Source organism: Myxococcus sp. AM009, from assembly GCF_013372605.1.
Lineage (GTDB): Bacteria > Myxococcota > Myxococcia > Myxococcales > Myxococcaceae > Myxococcus > Myxococcus vastator.
In genome coordinates, this window is record NZ_JABXEP010000068.1 from 1 (window position 1) to 20,212 (window position 20,212).

At 67.8% G+C, this 20,212-nt stretch carries 16 protein-coding genes and 3 pseudogenes; 11 read left to right on the forward strand and 8 right to left on the reverse strand.

Going from position 1 to position 20,212, the window contains the following annotated elements; translation table 11 throughout:
• The 3 genes and pseudogenes from HV824_RS18280 to HV824_RS18290 form a co-directional block, all read left to right on the forward strand.
• Positions 1 to 779 (forward strand): annotated as a pseudogene (locus HV824_RS18280) (hypothetical protein); the annotation flags it as partial.
• Between the two features lie 6 nt (positions 780 to 785).
• A complete protein-coding gene (locus tag HV824_RS18285) occupies positions 786 to 2,483 on the forward strand; it encodes a PAS domain-containing sensor histidine kinase (protein ID WP_176421076.1) in 1,698 nt (565 codons plus the stop codon).
• A 220-nt stretch (positions 2,484 to 2,703) separates the two neighbouring features.
• Positions 2,704 to 3,078 carry a hypothetical protein gene (locus HV824_RS18290; RefSeq protein ID WP_176421075.1) on the forward strand — a complete coding sequence of 125 codons (375 nt, stop codon included), beginning with the start codon at positions 2,704 to 2,706 and terminating at the stop codon, positions 3,076 to 3,078.
• 7 nt (positions 3,079 to 3,085) lie between these two features.
• Here HV824_RS18290 and HV824_RS18295 read toward each other — a convergent pair whose 3' ends face one another.
• From HV824_RS18295 to HV824_RS18305, 3 genes are all read right to left on the reverse strand, one after another.
• Entirely contained in the window at positions 3,086 to 3,937 is an 852-nt protein-coding gene (locus tag HV824_RS18295) for a DUF1206 domain-containing protein (RefSeq protein ID WP_176423880.1), read from the reverse strand.
• Between the two features lie 122 nt (positions 3,938 to 4,059).
• The gene (locus HV824_RS18300) at positions 4,060 to 4,875 is read right to left on the reverse strand and encodes a TIGR02452 family protein (protein ID WP_176423881.1); all 816 of its coding nucleotides are present in this window, start codon (positions 4,873 to 4,875) and stop codon (positions 4,060 to 4,062) included.
• Between the two features lie 108 nt (positions 4,876 to 4,983).
• Entirely contained in the window at positions 4,984 to 5,844 is an 861-nt protein-coding gene (locus tag HV824_RS18305; protein ID WP_176423882.1) for a hypothetical protein, read from the reverse strand.
• A 208-nt stretch (positions 5,845 to 6,052) separates the two neighbouring features.
• Here HV824_RS18305 and gstA point away from each other — a divergent pair, with 208 nt between their 5' ends.
• The 4 genes and pseudogenes from gstA to HV824_RS37970 all read left to right on the forward strand — a co-directional run.
• Positions 6,053 to 6,661 (forward strand): glutathione transferase GstA, encoded by a 609-nt coding sequence (gene gstA / locus HV824_RS18310; protein ID WP_176423883.1) that lies wholly within the window; start codon positions 6,053 to 6,055, stop codon positions 6,659 to 6,661.
• Positions 6,658 to 7,017: a VOC family protein gene (locus tag HV824_RS18315; RefSeq protein WP_176423884.1), complete on the forward strand. Its 360-nt coding sequence runs from the start codon at positions 6,658 to 6,660 to the stop codon at positions 7,015 to 7,017. The genes gstA and HV824_RS18315 overlap by 4 nt, the downstream gene beginning before the upstream one ends.
• A gap of 133 nt (positions 7,018 to 7,150) precedes the next feature.
• The gene (locus HV824_RS18320) at positions 7,151 to 8,236 is read left to right on the forward strand and encodes a GIY-YIG nuclease family protein (protein ID WP_176423885.1); all 1,086 of its coding nucleotides are present in this window, start codon (positions 7,151 to 7,153) and stop codon (positions 8,234 to 8,236) included.
• Positions 8,237 to 9,023: 787 nt separating this feature from the next.
• Positions 9,024 to 9,329: pseudogene (locus HV824_RS37970) on the forward strand (citrate/2-methylcitrate synthase); the annotation flags it as partial.
• Between the two features lie 78 nt (positions 9,330 to 9,407).
• Here the strand turns inward: HV824_RS37970 and HV824_RS18330 are convergent.
• Entirely contained in the window at positions 9,408 to 13,553 is a 4,146-nt protein-coding gene (locus HV824_RS18330) for a CARDB domain-containing protein (RefSeq protein WP_176423887.1), read from the reverse strand.
• Positions 13,554 to 13,992: 439 nt separating this feature from the next.
• On the opposite strand from HV824_RS18330, the gene HV824_RS38225 reads away from it, so the two are divergent.
• Positions 13,993 to 14,475, forward strand: coding sequence for a transposase (locus HV824_RS38225; protein WP_176423888.1), 483 nt, complete (start codon positions 13,993 to 13,995; stop codon positions 14,473 to 14,475).
• 412 nt (positions 14,476 to 14,887) lie between these two features.
• Here HV824_RS38225 and HV824_RS18340 read toward each other — a convergent pair whose 3' ends face one another.
• From HV824_RS18340 to HV824_RS18350, 3 genes and pseudogenes are all read right to left on the reverse strand, one after another.
• A complete protein-coding gene (locus HV824_RS18340) occupies positions 14,888 to 15,337 on the reverse strand; it encodes a hypothetical protein (RefSeq protein WP_176420461.1) in 450 nt (149 codons plus the stop codon).
• 103 nt (positions 15,338 to 15,440) lie between these two features.
• A pseudogene (locus HV824_RS18345) lies at positions 15,441 to 15,674 on the reverse strand (integrase core domain-containing protein); the annotation flags it as partial.
• Positions 15,675 to 15,885: 211 nt separating this feature from the next.
• Entirely contained in the window at positions 15,886 to 16,917 is a 1,032-nt protein-coding gene (locus HV824_RS18350; RefSeq protein WP_176423889.1) for an oxygenase MpaB family protein, read from the reverse strand.
• A gap of 276 nt (positions 16,918 to 17,193) precedes the next feature.
• Here HV824_RS18350 and HV824_RS18355 point away from each other — a divergent pair, with 276 nt between their 5' ends.
• Positions 17,194 to 18,672, forward strand: coding sequence for an FAD-dependent monooxygenase (locus tag HV824_RS18355; RefSeq protein WP_176423901.1), 1,479 nt, complete (start codon positions 17,194 to 17,196; stop codon positions 18,670 to 18,672).
• 218 nt (positions 18,673 to 18,890) lie between these two features.
• On the opposite strand, the gene HV824_RS37440 is transcribed toward HV824_RS18355, so the two are convergent.
• On the reverse strand, positions 18,891 to 19,022 hold the full coding sequence (locus HV824_RS37440) for a hypothetical protein (protein WP_255208140.1): 132 nt from the start codon (positions 19,020 to 19,022) through the stop codon (positions 18,891 to 18,893).
• A gap of 3 nt (positions 19,023 to 19,025) precedes the next feature.
• On the opposite strand from HV824_RS37440, the gene HV824_RS18360 reads away from it, so the two are divergent.
• Together HV824_RS18360 and HV824_RS18365 are read left to right on the forward strand one after the other, a co-directional pair.
• Positions 19,026 to 19,265: a hypothetical protein gene (locus HV824_RS18360; protein WP_176423890.1), complete on the forward strand. Its 240-nt coding sequence runs from the start codon at positions 19,026 to 19,028 to the stop codon at positions 19,263 to 19,265.
• Positions 19,262 to 20,212: a hypothetical protein gene (locus HV824_RS18365; protein ID WP_176420458.1), complete on the forward strand. Its 951-nt coding sequence runs from the start codon at positions 19,262 to 19,264 to the stop codon at positions 20,210 to 20,212. The genes HV824_RS18360 and HV824_RS18365 overlap by 4 nt, the downstream gene beginning before the upstream one ends.

The window sequence follows — 20,212 nt, forward strand, 5'->3', positions numbered from 1 at the left end:
GCACGCTCTTCACCACCACGTCGCGCTTCGTCGCGCTCTACGCGAGCGCACCCGGCGTGCTCCCGCTCGACAAGGCGGAGCGCATCGTGGACACGCTGGAGCGCACGCTCAACGAGAGCAACCTCGCCATCTTCACGGACATCGGCGGCTCGGGGCGCCTCTACTTGGACTGGCGCGCGGGGGCCGGCGTGGTGACGCCCGAGCGCGTGCTGACGGAGTTCACGCTGGTGGACGCGGTGCCCGCCCAGTCCCGTCAGGCGTATGACTACGCGCTCGCGCACGCCTTCGACACGCCGCGCCCGTTCGAGTTCGACACCCTCTTCCCCGGCATGCACTGGAAGAGCCTGCTGGTGGCGGCCTTCGCGCTGTACGAAGAGGCCCGCCTGGCGCCCACGCCGGCCGCGCGCGACGCGCTGATCGCCATGGGCAACAACTACATCGCCTGGCGCGAGCAGCACGACATGGCCCAGCCTGTCTTCTCCCCCGCCGTCCAGCGGCCGGACGAGGTGTCGCGCGTCGAGCTGCTGCGCGCCATCACCCCGCTGCTGTCCACGGACTTCGGGACGATGACGTGGACGTACGCGGACTTCGCCTACAGCCAGCCGGACCGCGACGGCAACCCGCTCACCTCGCCGCCCACTGAGTACAACTGGGCCCACTTCTGGGACCGCTGGACAGGCATTCTCTTCGCGTTTGACGCGGCCTATCTTCAGCCCACGGCGCTCTGGGTCATGCCTGAACCCCTGGTGGACCCCACGGCGGCAGCGAACGGAGGCTGAGCGCGCATGGGCGAGTCGGGGCGGCCTGGGGGGGGCCGGAAACGGGGACGCGGGAACCGGCGCCGTGAGCCTCCTGACACACCAGGAGGCCCTGCGAGCGCCGGGTCGGACGGCTTGACGCCTCCGGATGGCCGGGAGACCCTTCCAGCCCCCATGAGACTTGCTCCGTCCTCCGAGCCCGTTCGTCCCTTGGAGCCGCACCCCGCCGTCACCACCACCGAGTTGCCTGCTCACGCCGCCGACGAGGTCAGCCTGTCCGATGAGGCCCGGTTGTGTGTGCTGCGGGAGATGATGGGCGAGGCCTTCTTCACGCTCGACGCCCACGGCCGCGTCCGCGAGCTGAACGCGCGCGCCGCTGCCCTGCTGGGTATGCCGGCCGAGCAGGTGCGCGGCCAGGAGCCCTGGCTTGCCCAGCCCGGGCTTTCGGGCACGGTGCTGCACGAGCGGCTGATGACGGCGTTGACCGCACGCGAGGGCGGCCGCTTCCTGGCCGAGCTGCCGTCGCGGACCTGGCTGGAGGTGACGGTCCGCGTGGTGGGTGAGGAGACGTGGGTGCTGGCCGCGGACATCACCCAGCGCCAGCACGCGGAGAATGAAGTGGCGCGCACCGAGGAGCGCTTCCGCCAGTTGGGCGAGCGCTTCCAGGTGGCGCTCGACTCCGCGCAGATGGCCGTGTGGGAAACGAACCTCGTCACCGGCCAGGTGTTCCGCTCCGAGGCCCATGACCGGCTCTACGGCTACGCCCAGCCGCAGGCGGAGTGGACACACGAGAAGTTCCTCGCCTCCATCCACCCGGACGACCGCGCGGAGGTGGAGGCCCAGGTGTCCTCCCTCTTCACCCGGCACGTGGACGCCTACACGTCCACCTTCCGCACCCGCTGGCCGGACGGGAGCTGGCATTGGCTCACCAGCCGGGCGTCGGTGATTCGCGATGCCTCCGGCAACGTCGCGGTGGTGCGAGGGGCCATCCTGGACATCACCGCGTTGAAGGAGACGGAGGCCGCGCTGCAGCAGGCGGTGCGCACGCGGGATGACTTCCTCTCCATGGCCAGCCACGAGCTGCGCACACCGCTGACGTCCCTGCGCCTCCAGTTGCAGCTGCTGCGGCGCCTGGGCGACTCCGCGCCTGGCGCGACGCTCGGCTCGGACAAGGTCGCGGGGAAGCTGGACAACACGGAGCGCCAGCTGCGCAGGCTGGGCGCGCTGGTGGACAACCTGCTGGACGTCAGCCGCATCCAGACGGGGAAGCTGGACTTCCAGTTCTCGGACGGGGACCTGGCCGGCGTGGTGTCGGACGTCGTCTCCCGCTTCACCGAGGAGGCGCGGCTGGCGGGCGTGCTCCTGGACTCGCAGGTGGACGCGCCGGCCCCGTGCCGCTTCGACCGGCTGCGCATGGAGCAGGTGGTGAGCAACCTGCTCACCAACGCCTTCCGCTACGGCGCGGGCAAGCCGGTGAGGGTGTCGCTGACGCACGCACCGGACACGACGCGGCTGGTGGTGCGGGACAGCGGACCGGGCATCCCCGCCGCGGACAGGGACCGCGTCTTCGAGCGCTTCACCCAGGGCGACAACGCCCAGCGGCGCGGGGGCCTGGGGCTGGGGCTCCACATCGTCCGGCAAATCATCGAGGCGCACGGCGGGCGCGTCCACGTGGAGGAGGCGCCCGGAGGCGGCGCCGCCTTCGTGGTGGACTTGCCACGGTAGGGCAGGTGCGGCATCCACTCATGGACACATGTGGGGCGCCGCCCACGCGGTGACACCCGGCCCTTCCTCCGATTTCTTACACCCTGACGCCTTTCGTGAAGGACCTGGCGCCATCAGTGAATCGGCGTTCGCCGGACACGTGCATCATGTCTCCCCGGTTCGGCGTGCAGCGGGTGTGGGTTCGTTGCCCGTCATGTCCGTTCCGTCAGGAGGCGCCCCGATGTGGATTGAGAGCATCATCATGCCGCGCGAGGACGACTCGGAACCCTACGTCCCCGCGCCACGGAGGGACCGGCGCAGCGGGCTCGCGGCGGCGTTGGAGGAGAGCCACAAGCTGCGCGACACGGTGCAGCGCTTCGTGAGCACCCACGACTTGTCGGACGGCGTGAGGTGGCTCAGCGAGCCCGGCCTCCTGCCCGTCATCACCATCCACTGCACGGACTTCGCGCTGGCGAAGCTGCGCGAAGCCGCGGACTTCGTGGTGGGCAGCGCGGCGCCCATCGACGTCTACCCCGCGCTGGTCGGCACGCAGGGACAGGTGGCCCCCGAGGCCCTGCTCACCTCGGCCATGCCTCACCTGCAGCGGCGCATGTAGGGCCGCTTCACGGCGTGGGGATGCGCCGGTAGCGCGCCGCGCAGAGCTGGTAGACGGCGTAGGCCACCAGCCCCAACGCCACCAGGCCCAGCAGCCAGGGGCCGAAGGGCTGACGCGCCAACGTGCCCAGCGCCTCGCCCAGGCCGCCCGCTTCTCCCGGGTCCGCGCTCAGCGCCGCCTGGATGAAGAACGAACCCACCAGCAGGAACACCACGCCGCGGGCCGCGACCCCGGCCTTGCAGATGCGCTCCACCTCGGTCCGCCGGCGCGCCGCCAATCCGGACAGGGACAGCTTCTCCAGCATGCGCCCCTTCCAGGCCCGGTGGAGCTGGTACCCGGCGAACCCCATCACCCCCAGCCCCACCAGGACGACCAGGACCTGGCCAAAGGGCTGGGACATCAACCTGGCGGTGAGCCCCTGATTGCCGCCGCCACCACCGCCCCCCTGGCCGCGCAGGAGGTTGAAGGCCGTGAGCGCCAGGCTAGCGTGAATCACGCCGCTGCCCGCCATGCCCACGCGCGCCGCGAGGCCCTTTCCGGAGCGGCCCTTGTCTTCCAAATCCCAGGCGGCCTGGGCGAAGCGCCACAGCGCGAAGGCCACCAGCCCCACCCCCAGCAGCACCAGCAGCACCGAGCCGAAGGGCTGGCGCGCCACCTCCTCCACGGCGCCATGGGTGTCCGTCGCCTGGCCTCCTTCACCCGCGGCCAGCATCAACGCCAGCACCCCAATCACCGCGTAGACGGCCCCGCGCGCGGCGTAGCCCACGCGGGCCGCCCACTCCACGCCGCTCCGGCTCGCGTCCTGCCCCGCCCGGGCCGCCCGCTGGAGGTCGGGCCGGCGCCATGTCCCCGTCGCCATGTGTCCTCGTTCCTTTCCGGTGCTCCTGCCACATCCGAGGGGGAACGATGCACATGGACGCGGCGGCCCCCAACGGGTGCTCGCTCGGCTGCCCGCTCAGGACGCTGGGGTGGCTTGTCTCGTCAACCGAAGCGCGCCTGGAACGCACGCAGATTGGGCCCGTCCCCGCCGCGCTCGTAGACGGCGAAGACGACCTGGTCGAAGGCGCCTGGGAGTGAAGCCAGCCCCAGGGCGAAGGCCTCCGCGACCTCCACCGGGTTGTTGCGGAACACGCCGCATCCCCAGGCGCCGAGCACCAGCGCGCGGTGCCCCTGGCTCGCGGCGACACGGAGCACCTTCAGGGCCCGCGCCTCGAGCACCTTCCGGATGCGTCCCCCCAGGTCCCGGTCACGCGACAACGCCACGCCCGCGTTGGGTGCGGGCGCCGTGAGGATGGACACCTGGAAGGGCTGCTCCAGCAACGTCAGGCCCTCATCCCGGAAGAACGGCACGTCCGGCGAATAGATGAGGTGGTCCGTGTAGAGGGGCGAGCGGTCCGCGCGGTTGACGTCGTAGTAATCGCGCTGCGTGAGCAGGCACGGGTACAGCGCCGAGCAGCGCGCCAGGTCCTCTTCCTGCGCCTTCGCACCGCCCAGGAAGCCACCTCCGGGGTTCTTCGCCGACGCGAAGTTGAGCGCGGCCACATGGGACACGCCCGCCTCCGCCAACCGGCGCGCGGCGGCGCCCGTCTTCTCCGAGGTGACTTCGATTCGAGGCGCCAGCGGCGTGGCCGCCATGGGGAACGACAGCCGTGAGAAGTCACCCGGCCGGTACAGCTCCGTGCCGGAGACCGCGCGCTCCACCGCCTCCCTCAAGTCGACACGCCGCCCCGAGGGAGCCAGGTACTGGCTCCGCTCGAGGATATCCACCGTCTCCTGTCCAATACCCTTCAACGACATGTGCCGCGTCCAGTCTGTTCGCGCTCGCGCGGAAGTGCGTGAGTCTTAGTGTTAAAAACACACGAACAAACCCCGGGCCACCTGACAGGCGCCCCGCTCCGGCGTGGCTCAGTCGCAGCCGACGCGCTGTGTGCTCACCACGACGTTGTCAATCCACGTCTCGGAGCCGGACGCGCCCAGCGGGTGGACGAAGCCGTAGCCCACGGAGAAGTTGTTGAAGGCGCGCATGCCGATGTTGGTGAAGTCATGCGCCAGCGTGCCGTCCACGTAGACGCGGGTGTTGCCATGCGTGCTCGACGTGCTGTCGCGGCGGACCTCCCACTCCAGGCACACCCAGCGCCCCGCCTCCATGCCCAACTGGACGGGCTCGGGCTGGCGGTTCCAGCCCTGCCCTTCGCGGAAGGACCAGTCATCCAGCGCGAAGCCGCTGTCCTGCATCACCTGGAGCTCGAAGCCGCCGAAGTCCGCGTCGAAGTTGGACAGGACGAAGAAGGTCCCCATCTGCCCGAACACCCCTGGCAGCGAGCGCATGTAGACGTGCGCGCGCACGAAGAGCCGGGTCTCGAATGCAGGGATGCGCTGCTGCCACTGCGCGATGGCCTTGCCGGCCTGCTGCCGCTCGTCGTGTCCATCCTCGGTGACGACGTGCAGCGCGCCCGGGCCGTTGCGCGTCCGCGTGCTGTCCACCTGGATGGTGGCGTTCTCCGCGCTGGCCGTCCATCCGCTGGTGTCGTTGCCGCTGTCGAACAGCTCGCAGAGCAGCGCGTTGGCAGGACAGGTGCCGGGCTCGGTGCTGGGGCCCGGGTTGTCGTCGCCCGCGTCCGTGCCGGAGTCCGCTCCCGCGTGGGTGCCCGCATCGGTGCCCGCGTCATTGCCAGGAGGGTTGTCGTCACCATCGCCCGAGCACGCCGGCAGCACACCCAGGGACAGGACCGCGAGAGGGAGCAGGAGAGACGGCTTGAGACGCATAGGTGCAGGTATCCGGACAGGCCCGCGGGGCCGGGCATGCGCTGAGGGGACGAAGTCGGACGGGCTCCCCGGACCGGTGCCGACCTTCGCGAATCCCTATCACCCGCAGTGCCTGCGGGTCACCTGGGCAGGGCGGACCCAGGGGGCGGGCCCGACCTGCATCCGAATTCATGGCGAACGGCGTCGGAGTCGTGCAGGAATCCGCGCCATGAAACTCTTCTACTCTCCCGGTGCCTGCTCGCTGTCGCCCCACATCATCCTCCGCGAGGGCGGCTTCTCCTTCACCACCGAGAAGGTGGACATCCGCGCCAAGAAGACGGCGGCGGGCGAGGACTTCGTCACCATCAACCCCAAGGGCTACGTCCCGGCGCTCCAGTTGGATGACGGCAGCCTGCTGACGGAGGGCCCCGCCATCGTCCAGTTCCTCGCCGACCAGGTCCCCGACAAGAAGCTGGCCCCGGCCAACGGCACGCTGGAGCGCTACCGCCTCCAGGAGATGCTCAACTTCATCTCCACCGAGATTCACAAGGGCTTCAGTCCCCTCTTCAACCCGGCGTTCCCGGATGAAGGCAAGCGGCTGACGCGCGAGCGGCTCGCGCTGCGCCTGGGCGTGCTGGAGGCGGTGGTGGCGAAGCAGCCGTACCTGCTGGGCGACCAGTTCACCGTGGCGGACGCGTACCTCTTCACGACGCTCAACTGGGTCGGGCACACGAAGGTGGACCTGGAGCCCTTCCCCGCGCTGCGCGCCTATCACGCCCGCGTGGCGGACCGGCCCGCCGTGCAGGAGGCTTTGAAGGCGGAAGGCCTCGCGAAGTGACGGCGGCTTTCGTCAAGCTGCTCGTCACGGACAGCGCGCGCTCGGTGGCCTTCTATGAGGCGCTGGGCTTCGAGCGCGTGAGCGCCGAGCCCCCCTTCGTCCACCTCCGGTGGGCGGAGGCCCTGGACGTCTACCTGGTCACGCCGCCGCCGCAGTTGAAGCTGGAAGGGCGGCGCGGAACGGGCGTGCTCGTCGGCCTCCGCGCCGAGGCGCCTCACAGCGTGGACGAGGTGCTCCTGCGGGCCCAGGCCCAGGGCGCCGCCGTGGAGGGCCCCACGGTGCAGCCCTGGTTCACCCGGGAGCTCATCGTCACCGACCCGGATGGCTACCGGCTGAACTTCATCGAGCCGGCGTAGTCAGGCTTCACCACGGGACAGGGCGAGCGGCCTCCACCCGAGGCCGCCCGCCCAGCGAGGCGGCTTGGGCGGGGCGGTTGGCGTGCTCCACACAGGGGGGCTCGCACGCGGTACGGTGCGGGCCGCCCGCATCATGGAAACCCGCGTCGCCGCCCTCTTCGCCCACGTCCGCGAGCACGCCGAGAACCGCCCAGGCATCTACCGGATGCTGGGGCCTTCGGATGAAGTGCTCTACGTGGGCAAGTCCGTACGGGTGCGCACGCGGCTCCTGTCGTACTTCCGCGCGGAGGCGCACGAGAAGGCGGCGGAGATCATCGCCCACGCGCACCGCGTCGTCTGGGAGTACACGCCCAGCGAGTTCGCTGCGCTGCTGCTCGAGTTCCGCCTCATCAAGTCCCAGCGCCCCCTCTACAACGTGGAGCACAAGCGGGACCGGGGCCACTGCTTCATCCACCTGACGCGCGAGCCCGTCCCCCGGCTGCGCGTGGTGGGCCAGGCCAACGGCGAGCGCGGCGACTACTACGGGCCGTTCCACGGTCGGAGCGCGGTGTCCGACGTGGTGCGCGCGGTGAATGACTTGCTGGAGCTGCGGGACTGCGCGGCGGACACGCCCATGCGCCTGGCGGACCAGGGCCAGCTCTTCCCGTTGAAGCAGGAGCCGCTGTGCATGCGGGGGCAGCTCTCACGCTGCCTGGCGCCCTGTGCGGGCGGCTGTACGCATGCGGAGTACGACGCGCGCGTCGCCCAGGCCCGCGATTTCCTCGAAGGCACGTCCGACACGCCGCTGAGGCTGCTGCGCGAGCGCATGGCGCTGGCGGCCCGCAGGCTCCAGTTCGAATACGCCGCGGAGCTGAGGGACAGGGCGGAGCGGCTGGAGCTGATGCGCGGCTGGGTGGTGGAGCTGAGCCAGATGCTCAAGCGCCTCTCCTTCGTCTACACGGTGCTTGGCCACGGCGGTGAGGACCGCGTCTACGTGGTGCGCCGGGGCAGCGTGCGCGCGGAGCTGCCCGCGCCCGTCACGATTGAGCAACACCAGGCGCTGGAGGCCCAGGCCCGTGAAATCCTCGAGCGGCCCGAGCCGGAGACGCTGGGCTTCCGCGCGCATGAAGCGCAGGAGGTGATGCTCATCGCCCGCTGGTTCCGCCTGCACCCGGAGGAGTTGAACGAAGGGCACTGCCAGTCGGCAGGGCCATATTCTTCAACACGGGCCTCTCGATGAATGTCGCGGGGCCTTCGTGCTTAAGCCGCTGAATCCCAAGGGGTTCTGGCTCGCGGTGCTGAAGAGGGCGCTCTCAGCTCTCTACCCCGCTGAGCGAGAGGCCTCCTCTTCTCCGCCGCCAACTGGGCTCTCTGGACCGCTCTTTCACCCGTTTTGGGGAGAGAGAGGCCGAGAGTGGTTAACGGTTTTGGTAACCAACAGGGGCAGCCGACTCTGACAATCCCTGGCTTTCGATGTCGCACCTTCCAGGGTTACGTCATTTCCCTCTTTCGGAATGCCCAATGAGCCACCTGTTAGCCGAGAGAGCGAAAGGGGCTCGCCGCTACTTGGTATTCGCGATTTCGTCGCGCGACGCAGACTCTCCGAGACGACTCTCCGAAGCTCTTGGCCAGGTCCTCGACGCGGCCCTCTGCCCCGCCTCTCTGCTCTTGCCGCGCACCGTGGTGGCTCCGGCTAGCCAGGGAAGGGCGGCCCGCGGATACGCCCGCGTTCGCCCGCTCCTGTGCTGAGTCACCTAGAGGCGCCCGCGCAGCAGTCCGCCGCGACTGCCCCACGACGGGCCTGCTGATCCGCTGAGGCGGGGCTGCACTGCCGCTCGCGAGGAGCTGCGCGTGAACGAGTCTGCCGTAGTCCGGTTGCCCGGCCCCCATGGATGGCCGGACAGCGAGGTCCTCGCACACCTGCACGTCACCGCCACCCGGGAAGCTGTCTGGACAGCCCCCCCGCACTGGCACGGAGAGGCGGCACAGCACCTCGACCTCGTGCCAGGGTGGGCACGTCCGGCGCTACTCCTCCGCTGGCGGAGGCGGCGCTGTCGGTGCGTCCGGAGGCGGTGGGCGTGCGGGTGGCGAAGACTCTCCTGGAGGTGATGAAGGACGCGGGGCACCCGCCGCCGGCAGTGGACTTCGGGCTGGCCATGCTGGCGCAGGCGCTGGGACTGCCACCGGGCGCGGGGGCCACGCTGTTCGCGATGGGGAGCGCGGCGGGCTGGGTGGAACACGTGCTGGAGCAGCGCGAGCAGGGACACCTGCTGCGTCCGCACGCCCGCTACGTTGAGCCCGCTCCCACTCCGAGGGGCACCGTCTCTGAATGAGCCCGCAGCGCGATGAATGCTCACCGGTAGGGATGACCCCATGAATGTTGGCGCCATCCCTACCAGGGAGTTTGCTTGCTATGGGTCGACGGTGAAGGGAACGACGACCAAGTTGTTCTCCTCATTCGTCTCGGGGAGCGAGCCGTTTCTATCCACCGACAGGATGAGGTTGTAGACACCGGGCGTCAGCGTCGCCGGTAGCGTGACGGTCCTGGTGAGGGAATAGCTCGCCCCCGGCTCCAGAGCCGTCCTGCGTGACTCGTTCGCGAGCGACGTATCCCCCGTGCAGCAGGTCTCATCCTTGGAGAGGTAGACGTAATCCGACCAGCTCGGATGCGCAACAACATCCACTGAGCCATTGCTCACGCTCCAGGCCAGACTGATGGAGGAGCCCGCCCGTGCCGAGGGCGGAGCCGACAATTCCCCTGGAACGAGGTCCGCAGCGCGAAGACTGATGGGCAGCGCCGTCCATGTGTTGTTCTCCTCATTCGGCTCGTGAAGCACACCGTTGCGGTCTACTCGAAGGAGGAGGAAGTAGTTCCCAGCAGGCACGCTCGGCAGGACCGCGGACTCCGTGATGGTATAACTCGCCCCAGGCGCCAGCGCGCTCGTGCGAACCTCGCTCATCACCGACGTATCCCCGCTGTCATATCTCTCGTCCGTAGAGAGGTAGACGTAGTCGTACCAGTTCGGGTACGCGACCTCCGTGCCCGCATTGGTGACCGTCCACGTAAAGGACACGGACTCCTGAGCCTCGGCCACCGAGGGTCCACTGAACGCGGTGGCCGCCAGATCTGGGTTCGTCACGGTGATGGGCAGCGCGGTCCAAGTGTTGTTCGTCTCTTCCGATTCGTAGAGGGCACCGTAATGGTCGACCCGGAGGAGCAGAAAGTAGTTCCCTGCAGGAACGTTTGGCAGTGTCGCGGTATTGGCGACGGTGTAGCTCGCTCCCGGTGCCAGCCCACCCGAGTGCTGCCAGCTCGTCACGTTGACGTCTCCACCACCGAACGTCTGGTCAGTGGAGAGGTAGACGAAGTCGGACCAGGACCGATACGCGTTGGCCGTGCCCGCATTCGTGACCGTCCAACTGATGGGCGCCCGCTGCTGGACCGCAGCCTCCGACGGTCCGCTGAACGCGGTGATGGCCAGGTCAGGATTCGTCACGGTGATGGGCAGCGCGGCCCACCCATTGTTCCCGTCGTCCCTCTCCACCACGACGGAGGTGCTGTCGACGCGCAGGAGCAAGAAGTAATCGCCAGCAGGCACTCCTGGCAGATCTACCGACTTCGTGACGGTATAGCTGCCCCCCGGCGCGAGCAGCGTACTCCGTGACGCATCCAGCACCAGCGCGTCGTTGCTGCTGGGGTAGATGTCGCGCGACAGATATATGGCGTCGCGCCATGATGGCGTGGCATCCACCGAGCCCTGGTTCGTGACGGTCCAGGACAAGGAAACCGTCTGCCGTGTCGCCGCTGCGGCAGGCCCGATGAAGGCAATGGGAGCCAAGTCTGCGGCTATCATCGAAGCCGGGGGCCGCACACAAACCACGCGCTGGTACTTCGTCGTCTCGTCATACGAATGGCCACCATCGCCCAGGTAGATGCTCTGAACGAGGGTGCCAGATGTGCTGTAGGCAGACGCGCTCCAGAAGTACTCCGCTGTCTCGAAATCGAAGTACTTCTTCGCCAGGGCACTGCCGCTCACGCGGTGGATTTCCGTCACGGTAGGCAGGCGCCAGTCACTGAATCCCCCCTCCACCAGCGAGTGACAGTGGTTATCTAGCGAGGCGTCCGAGACGCCCGGGACAATTCCACCGGCGTAGTCATTCGTGCGTGCTCCATCGTCCGCGTCCGGCTGCGCATTGCCTGCCAACTCGGCGCCCCACACTGCGTCGTGCCACGTCTTCACCGGTACCGAAGGCCGGCTCCACACGAGCCCCCCAGCGCGCGTATCCATGCAGCCTCCGCATCCCGTCACGAAGAGCTGCTCGCCATCGGCAGGCACTCGACACGCATGCTCCGCAGGTGGAGGCCCGCTCCTCACGCAGACCACTCGGTGGGACTCGGTCGCCTTGATGCCATAGTGCCCCCCTCCCAAGAGATGGATCAGTACAGCGTAAGAGGCGCTCCAGTTCGTTGAGGTCCAGGCATACTCTGAGACAGCGTGGGGAAAGTAGGTCCCGGCCATGGAGGCACTCGTCACCCTAGCCAGTTCCTTATCCGAGGGCAGACGCCAATCGCTGAAGCCGCCCTGCGTCAACTCATGGCAATAGGCTGCGGCCGACGCGTCCGGCCCCGCCGAGATAGGATAACCCCCCGAGTAGTCATTGACCCGGCCGTAGTCGTGCGCATCCGGAACGGCGCTGCCCGGAACGCTCGAGTCCCAGACGGCATCGTGCCAGTTGCTGTGAAATGGGATGACGGCGAAGACCAACCCGCTGGCGATGTCCTCGCAGCCTCCGTTCGCTGTCCGCATCAGCGGCGCATCCGAGCCGTACACCGGCCGGCAACCATAGCTCCACGAAGGAGCCGGCTCCGGGATGGTGGGCAGGTCAATAACAATCTCCGCGTTCATCAGCGGCAGCTCCAGCTTGCCCGACCCCGGCTCCACCAGTGGCGCTGTGGGGGTCGGATTTCCAGGCGCATAGACCTTCACGTCCCGGTTTGTCAGCACGTACGAGCGCGACTGCGGCGACATGCCCGGCGAGGCGTACAGGTTCAGCGTAACACCCCACAGCCGCAACACGCGCAACGAGACTGCGTTCCCCTCGTAGTGGTTCGTCCTGAGGCGAAATGACTGAAGGTCAGTGAGCCCCCCATGACTCAGCGTCGAGGTGAGCGGAACAGTGACATTCGTCCAGTCCTCACCGGTCAGCGTCACCCAGTGATAGCCCAGCTTGTGGACATTGCCCTCCGCGTCGAGCCCCTCCACGTCCACACGGATGCGTCCATGTTTGTACGCGGTAACGGAGGCATCCATTGCAAACTGGACGCTCTCCACGGAGCGCCGCACAGGCTGGCCGGAGCCCTCGGCCACAACCACCTGGGTGGTTGTCTCCCCCACCAGCCCAGACGTGTTGGTGATTCGCGCCGTCACCGTGTAGGTGCCGGCAGCCTCGAACGTATGCATCCACGCGTGAGTGGACGGCTCAGACACGCCATAGACGCGGCCCTCCACAAGACCATCACCCCAGTCGAGCTGCACGGCATAGGTGCCGTCAGCATTGTAGTTCGCGCTCGGGTCATACACCGAGGGCACAAGCGTCACGCTGGCCCCCGAGGTGCTCACCGCCACACTGAGCGACGCTGCAGCACAGATGGCCGCCCCACCCACCCAGCCAGCGGGACAATTGGGCTCGGTCTCCCCCTGGAGGGGAGCCGCGAGCAGCAAATACTCACCCGGGTAGGCTTGGCGGAGCATGTCTACACCGAATTCTCCCACGCAACTCTCCAGCACGGCTTCTGGATCCGAAACGTTGGCCAGATAGGCTGTCTTCTCCGGCTCCGTCCAGTGGCGCGACGCGATGGCGTTCCACCGGGACTGGACGTTCGGGATGCCCGAGAGCACGCGCTGGATGGCGAGCGTAGTGAGCCCGCGCAGGTAGCGGGCCTCGGGAACGTTGTCGCTCTCATGGTAGGCGTCGTTCAGCGGGTAGCCCGGTGGAAACTCGTCCGGCTTCGAGAAGGGGGCTCCCGTGAGGATGACCTCCCGGTGCGGACAGGTTCCGACAAAGCCGACGTAGTCCACGAAGTCCCCCGGCTGCTGCCGGATGAGCGCATCCGCACCTTCCTCAATGGCGGCGGCCAGCATCACTCCGAACTGATTGAAGCGCCAGTCGCCGGAGCCTGACCGCTCAACCACAGGGCTGGAGCACTGGGGGAGGTAGTCACAGAAGCAGCCCGAGCCCTCTTCAGGTTCGAGGCACGGTCCATAGGACTCCGCAGAGGTGTAGTAGGGATTCCCCTCGCAGTTGATGGGCGCTTCTGAGTTGAAGGCGCTGTGACAGGACGTATCTGTGGCTGGTTCGTACTTGCAGCATTTGAGCGTCGCTCCCCCCAGGCACAGTTCGCCATATGGAATTCCGATATCCAACGAAAGCATATCACTCATCTGCCAATCCAACACCATGCAGAGACCACTCCAGACCATATCCTTTGCCGAACAGCCAGGCTTGTTGAAGCCCTGGCTCGCGCACCGGTTGTAGTCTTTGACGTAGTCACTCAAGTCCTTCGCCTTACCCACCCAGTCGCGGATACGCGATAGGGATGCCAGACCACTCCGCTCCAGGCTCACAGGATGGGGCTTGAGCTGCGAGGAGGAGTCGCGAGCGTGAGATGCGGACTCAGGGGCCTCGGGAACAGGGGTGTCCGTCGTCGGCAGACAACCGGACACCCAAAGGAGGACTGCAAGGAGGAAGTTCGTCCGGCAGAGCCGTTGCCTGGAAATGACCATGATTGCCTTTGAGTCCTCACTTCGAACCAAATTCAAGACACAAGCAATATGGCACATCAAACCACACCCAAACATCAATTACCACCCAGGAGATGCTGATGGCGACCTCCTTTAGATCCGGTCTCGAAATTGCTCGAGGCAACCCGTTGAAATCTGATCAGTTTTCTGCCGGAGCTCGACACTCCGCAACAGATGAGATCGAACCCAGAGCTTGGACCTGACGGACGCTCGCCCCCTCTGGAACGGCATTCTGTCGGTGCTGCGCACCGGGGCGCAATGGAGCGAGCTGGCCAGGAAGTATCCGCCCTACCAGACGTGCCACCGGTGGTTTCAAAGCTGGGTGAAGGACGGCACCTTCCGCAAGGTGCTGCGAGAGCTGGCCAGCGACCTGAAGGAGCGCGGCGGCTTCGACCTGGAAGATGGCTTCGCGGACGCGTCCTTCTTGGGCACGAAAAAAGGGGGCCCTGCGTCGGAAAGACGAAGCGCGGGAAGGAGACCAAGGTCGTGGCAGCTATCGACAGCACTGGTCTTCCTCTCTCTATTGGCATCGCAAGCGCTTCGCCCCACGAGGTCAAAGTCATCGAGGCCGCGTTCGACGAAGGACTCCTTGATGAACTCCCAGAGCGGCCCATCGGAGGCAATGCCTACGACAGCGACAAACTCGATGAGCGGCTCGGGGACGAGCGCGGCGTGAAGCTGATTGCTCCACACCGCTGTTGGCGGTCATCGCGGAGCGCGGGATTCTGGTCATCGGTAGGCGCGCGTACCGAGTCGAGGCAAAGCAAGACTGGGCTTGCCCCGATTTGGCACTCCCGCACTTTGTGTGACGCGTGGCACAGGGCGGATTCACGAAAGGTGCTGTTCAGGTGCGCGGACTCCGAGGGAGCGAGCCTGTCGTCGTCAAAGACGGTAGAGAGTCCGGCTTGAAATCCGGGCTTCCCAGGGAGATTGGCGCCAATGGCGCCCTGCTGCGTCTGACTGCTCTTCCGAGTGAGATCACACAAAGTGATGGAGAGCCGCCAAATCGGGGCAAGCCCAAGGAGCGTTAGCCGCGAATGAGCGCCACCCGGGCCCCACCCACTCCCGTCGGTGGGGGCCAGGCCCGCTCACATCCCTGGGACGGTTACTCGGAACGCCCTCAGAGTCATCTCCAGGTCCCCTCGCGCCGCATCGTCAGGAGGGAGGGCACTTTCGGGCCGGGTCATGAAGGATTCCACGCCCTCCAGGACGGCACGGCACAGCTCGAGGGACTCCACCTCGCCCAACGACACCGTGCCGCACTGGATGGCGATGTGGCCCTTCTTTCCCTGCTTGAAGCTCAGGCTGAACGACGAGTCAGCCCCCACGAAGAGGTGCTCCTTCGCGCCGCCTGCCACCAGCGCCTGGAGCCCCTCGAGCAGCCCCACGAACGAAATGGCGAGCATCATGGACTGGTCCGGGGACCTGCCCTTGGAGGTGCAGGTCCCCGTATTGCTCGTGAAAGTCATGTGCCCCAGGTCGAAGCCCGAGCGGTCGGTGGCCTGCGCATCGTGCCATTCACACTCCAGTCGGAACATGTCAGGTGCCTCAAGGGGGTGGCCGGCGGGGTGCCGGCGGAAGTGGGGACATCGTCGCAGCCAAAGTGCCTGATGGGGCGCAGAACGCTTGGAGTTGCCCCCATCAAATCGGACTGCGCAGGGGGTGAGAGTTGACAGCACGGAGCTCGCGAGGTGCCTTCATCTTCAGCCCGCGGTGCGGGTGGCAACGGTTGTCGTCGTCGAACCAGACGGGTAGTTGGGCGAGGACATGTGCGGCCGAGCCCAGTTCGTTGACGTAGACGTAGTCGCGTTTGAAGGTCTTCACGAAAGACTCGGCCATGCCGTTGCGCTGGGGCGAGGAGGCGGGCGTGGTGCACACCCGCAACGCCTACACCAGTCGAGTCAGCTCCTCGACCTGACGCTCGAGCTCCGCGATGCCCACATCCTTGGGGTCGACCTCGGCCACGACAGGCCGTGTCCCATGTCCCACGCAGCGTCAACGAGCGACAAGCCTCCCGTCGGCTGATGGCCTGCTCCTGCTTCAACTGCCCCCTGAGCGCTTACTTACGGAGCCCCCAAATCCTTTCTCAATCCTTGTCCACTGGGGCCTTCGCCGCGACTGGCCGGATGCTGAACGGCACGTCGACGTAGGAGTCGATGGTGTTCAGCACCCGGGCCATGAGCGTCGGCCGCTCTCCCCGAGCCATGGCCAGCCGCATCTGGGCCTGATGCCAGGCCGTGACGTAGCGGAGCTTTGGCGGGGTGAGGTGGATTCCCCGACGCATCGAGCCCTTCAGGAGCCTCCACGTGAGCCGCTGTCCCGGCCCCCAAGGCAGCCTGTACGCCTCGCGCCAGCGCTCCGGCAGGAGGCCGGCGGTGAGCACCTCATCGAACTGTCCCTGGGTGAACGGCGAATTGAAGAGCAGGCCCGCCAGCTCAAGCGCCGTGTCCCCCACGCGCAGCCGCTCCCCCACCAGCTCTCCGTTGTACCACTCGTAGAAGTCCTCGAGCGTGGGCGGCACCTGCTCCGGCGGGATTCCGAAGCACGCCGCGGCGCGCAGCGTCTCCTGATAGTAGCGGCGCTTCTCCTCGACGCTGAGCGGCCGCACGAAGGTGTCGAAGATCAGCATGGCGGTGTCGATGAGGGTGGCGTGCACCCAACGCAGCAGCGATGGGTCGTTCGCGCGATAGGTGCCGGAGCCCCGCGGGCCGGGGTCGTCCGGAAGTGCGCCGTAGACGCGGCTGTGCACGCTGTGGATCCGCTTCGCGGCACCCGTCGCTTCCGAGAGGCCACCAAACGTGAGCTGGTACATCGCCGTATAGGTGCGTCGTGCGCGGCCGAGCAGGTCATTCCGGAAGTTGCTGTTCTGGGAGATACCGTAGGCCACTGCCGGATGGGCGAGCTGCAGCAGGATGGCGCGCAGTCCGCCGAGGAGGACCACCGGCTCGCGATAGAGCACCCAGGTCACGCTGTCGGGGCCGTAAACGCCCTCGACCTCGCCTGGCGCGTGCTCTCGCATGTAGTCAAGACACCTGCGGAAACGCTCGCGGTCCTGGTTGAGCTGCTGCGCCACTTCCGGCGGAGGCGGCCACCGCCTCGGGTTCGTATGCGTATTCATGAGTCTATCCCCATCATGCTGGTCACACTCTTGGATGCATGCGCCACGACGGCTCGCTCGTATGGGCAAAGGGTCTTGCCGATGGTGGAGTGAGTCTCTCGTGGCGTTTCAGCCTCTGGCCTCCGTGCAGAGCCTCTCGCTTGACCTGGAGATACGCGGAGAGACGCTGATGGCGAAGCTTGAGTCAGCAGATGCCAGACCCCGGGTGTTGCCGCAAGCCCCCCCGGTCGTGCTCCACCATCACCCGTTTCGCTCCAAGAGCGGGAGGGCCGAGTGATGCACACGGACGTGGTGACACAGCACGCGGTGGTGATTGCGGGAGGGGGCCCGACCGGGCTGATGCTGGCGGCGGAGCTGGCGTTGGCGCAGGTGGACGTGGCCATCGTCGAGCGGCGCGCCAGTCAGGAACTCCTCGGCTCGCGCTCGCGCGGCCTGCACGCGCGCAGCCTGGAGGTGCTCGCTCAGCGAGGGGTCGTCGAGCGCTTCGTCTCGCAAGGGCAAGCGGTCCAGAACGTCGCGTTCGGGCAGGCGCCTCTGGACCTCAGCGACTTCCCGACGCGTCACAACCATGGGCTCGCGCTCTCGCAGGAGCGCTTCGAGCGCATCCTGGCGGAGTGGGTGGGCGAGCTGGCGGTGCCCATCTACCGTGGGTGCAAGGTGACGGGCTTCGCGCAGGACGACACCGGCGTCGACGTCGCGCTGTCCGACGGCCGTGCGCTCCGGGGGAAGTACCTCGTCGGGTGCGACGGGGGTCGCAGCCTCATCCGCAAGGCGGCTGGCATCGAGTTCCCGGGGTGGGACGCGTCCATCAGCTACCTCATCGCCGAGGTCGAGCTGACCGGAGCACCCACGTTCGGCATCCGCCGGGACGAGAAGGGCACCTACGCCATGGGCCCGCTGGAGGGCGGGCGCGTGGGCGTCGTGCTGAGAGAGGAGCGGGTCGGCACGGGCGACGCGCCGACCCTGGAGGGGCTGCGCGAGGGGCTCGTCGCGCTCTACGGGACGGACTACGGCCTGCGCGGCGCCACGTCCCTCTCGCGGTTCACCGACATGACGCGGCAGGCGGCGTCCTACCGCGAGCGGCGGGTGCTCCTGGCCGGCGACGCGGCCCACGTGCACTCGCCGATGGGCGGACAGGGGCTCAACCTTGGCGTGCAGGACGCCGTGAACCTGGGATGGAAGCTGGCCCAGGTCGTGCGCGGCGTCTCGCCGGAGGACCTGCTCGACACGTACCAGGCCGAGCGGCACCCCGTCGCGGCCCGTGCGCTGCGCAAGACGATGGCGCAGACCGCGCTGAGCCGCGGTGACGCGCGGATGGACGCCGTGCGCGAGACGCTGGCGGAGCTGCTGCGGATGGACGGGCCACGCAAGCAGTACGCGGCGATGATGTCGGGGCTGGACGTCCACTACGACCTGGGCAATGGACACCCGCTGCTCGGGCGCCGCGTGCCGGACCTCGACCTGGTCACCGCCGACGGCCCGCGGCGCGTGTTCCACCTGTTGCACGACGCGCGGCCCGTGCTGCTCAACCTGGGCGAGCCCGGCACGCTCGACGTCACGCCCTGGGCGGACCGGGTTCGGCGGGTCGCTGCTCGCTACACGGGGGAGTGGGAGCTCCCGGTGCTCGGCGCGGTCACCGCGCCCGTTGCGGTGCTGATTCGACCGGACGGACACGTCGCGTGGGTCGGAGAGGGCACGGACCAGGGGCTGCGTGAAGCGCTGACCCGGTGGTTCGGTCCGCCGCGTGCGACGTAGCGCGTTGCGCCTGCCACTGCGGGCAAGCGATTCCCTGCTGCCACCACGGTGGCAACAGGGTGGCAAAGGCTCGGCGCGGCGTGGTTCATGGATGTCATCCCGAAGCCGTATGCGCTCGTGTTCGGAGTCATCGTGGATTGCCCTGATGGCCGCGCAACTGCTGGCAGCGCCAGAATGTCTTGAGCAGGATTGACACTCGAATACCCTGCCGTTCTTATTCAAGGATGCTCGTCATCCGACACGCGCAGCTGGAGGCCCTTGACGCACCAGCCCAAGAGCACTTCATCGAGGAACTCCTCAGCGCCCTCCCCGAGGTCTTCCCCGGGGATGCGCGGGTCCTTGAGCGTCAACCGATGCGCGCGCTCATCACGGATGGCATTGCCCGCGCGGGCCGCCTCGGGCTCACGGGAGGCGGTGAGGTCTCCCGCTACGTCTTCCTGCTGCACGAGCTGGGCCCCGGCTTCGAGGACGCGGCCAGGACGCGTTGGATGGGCCGCCTCCTGCGCGACCCCGACCTCCCGCCCTCCGTGCGGATGGATGCTGTCTATGCGCGGCTGGAGGCCTCCTCCGGCAAGGGCAAGGGGCTCCCGTGAACTTCGAGGCCGCCAAACGTGTGGCGCAGCAGGCCGCGAAGCGGTTCCTGGGGCAGGCGGTCATGCCCTGCCCCTTCATGAACACGGGGCTGCTGCTCATCGTGTACCGGGAGGATGACGGCGAGGGCATCCAGGGCGCGGCCGGAGCCATCTCAGGGATTGGGCGGATGTACACGGAGGAGCGGGTCGGCAAGAAAAAGCCGCCCCGCTACCGCCGCTCCGACGTCCGCATCGACCGGCAGGAGCGCACCGACGCGGATGGAATCGCCCGCTTCCTGCCCTGCAACCCAGGGGAGTACAACGTCACCGCCGTCGATCTGCCGGACCCGGAGGGTATCTTCGGGAAGCCCGCGGAGGAGCACCTGCGGGTCCCCGCGCAGACGTGCCCGGTGCTCGTGATTCCCGTGCCCGTCCTGGCCAGGCCCGAGGTCCTGCTGCGCCTCAAGCACGATGACGCCGGGGTGCCCGGCGTGCGCGTCCAGCTCGGCGACCTGGAGTTCGAGCAGCCCACCGACGGTGACGGACGCGCCCGGTGGCAGGGCGAGCCGCTGGAGCCCAACGCCTACGCCCTCACGCTCACCTTCGGCGACGACGCGCCACACCGGCTCTTCGACCCCGCGAAGCAGCTCCTGGATGCGGCCACCGTCGACCTCCCGCGCGGCGCGCACTGCTTCACCTTCTACGTGGAGCGGCTCTCGTGGCTCACGTTCGACGTGGTGCATGACGTGCCGGGCGCCGACCCCCAGCGGCTCGACCAGGCCCGGCTCACCGTCCAATGGCCAGAGGGCGCGGACCCGAAGTCCTTCGAGACCGCGGGCGAGCCCATGAAGATAGACGACATCCCCCAGGCCAGCGGCCCCGCGACGCGGTGCGAGGTGGTCTCACTCGAGCTCCCGGACGACGGCGAGCCCGAGGTGTACGAGTTCGTGGAAATGACCACGGCGTGA

What these genes read in the sequence shown, in the direction of transcription:
- HV824_RS18285 (WP_176421076.1), top strand. Translation starts at nt 786, where the DNA reads ATGGGCGAGTCGGGGCGGCCTGGGGGGGGCCGGAAACGGGGACGCGGG.
- HV824_RS18290 (WP_176421075.1), top strand. Translation starts at nt 2,704, where the DNA reads ATGTGGATTGAGAGCATCATCATGCCGCGCGAGGACGACTCGGAACCC.
- HV824_RS18295 (WP_176423880.1), bottom strand. Translation starts at nt 3,937, where the DNA reads ATGGCGACGGGGACATGGCGCCGGCCCGACCTCCAGCGGGCGGCCCGG.
- HV824_RS18300 (WP_176423881.1), bottom strand. Translation starts at nt 4,875, where the DNA reads ATGTCGTTGAAGGGTATTGGACAGGAGACGGTGGATATCCTCGAGCGG.
- HV824_RS18305 (WP_176423882.1), bottom strand. Translation starts at nt 5,844, where the DNA reads ATGCGTCTCAAGCCGTCTCTCCTGCTCCCTCTCGCGGTCCTGTCCCTG.
- gstA (WP_176423883.1), top strand. Translation starts at nt 6,053, where the DNA reads ATGAAACTCTTCTACTCTCCCGGTGCCTGCTCGCTGTCGCCCCACATC.
- HV824_RS18320 (WP_176423885.1), top strand. Translation starts at nt 7,151, where the DNA reads ATGGAAACCCGCGTCGCCGCCCTCTTCGCCCACGTCCGCGAGCACGCC.
- HV824_RS18340 (WP_176420461.1), bottom strand. Translation starts at nt 15,337, where the DNA reads ATGTTCCGACTGGAGTGTGAATGGCACGATGCGCAGGCCACCGACCGC.
- HV824_RS18350 (WP_176423889.1), bottom strand. Translation starts at nt 16,917, where the DNA reads ATGAATACGCATACGAACCCGAGGCGGTGGCCGCCTCCGCCGGAAGTG.
- HV824_RS18355 (WP_176423901.1), top strand. Translation starts at nt 17,194, where the DNA reads ATGCACACGGACGTGGTGACACAGCACGCGGTGGTGATTGCGGGAGGG.
- HV824_RS18360 (WP_176423890.1), top strand. Translation starts at nt 19,026, where the DNA reads ATGCGCGCGCTCATCACGGATGGCATTGCCCGCGCGGGCCGCCTCGGG.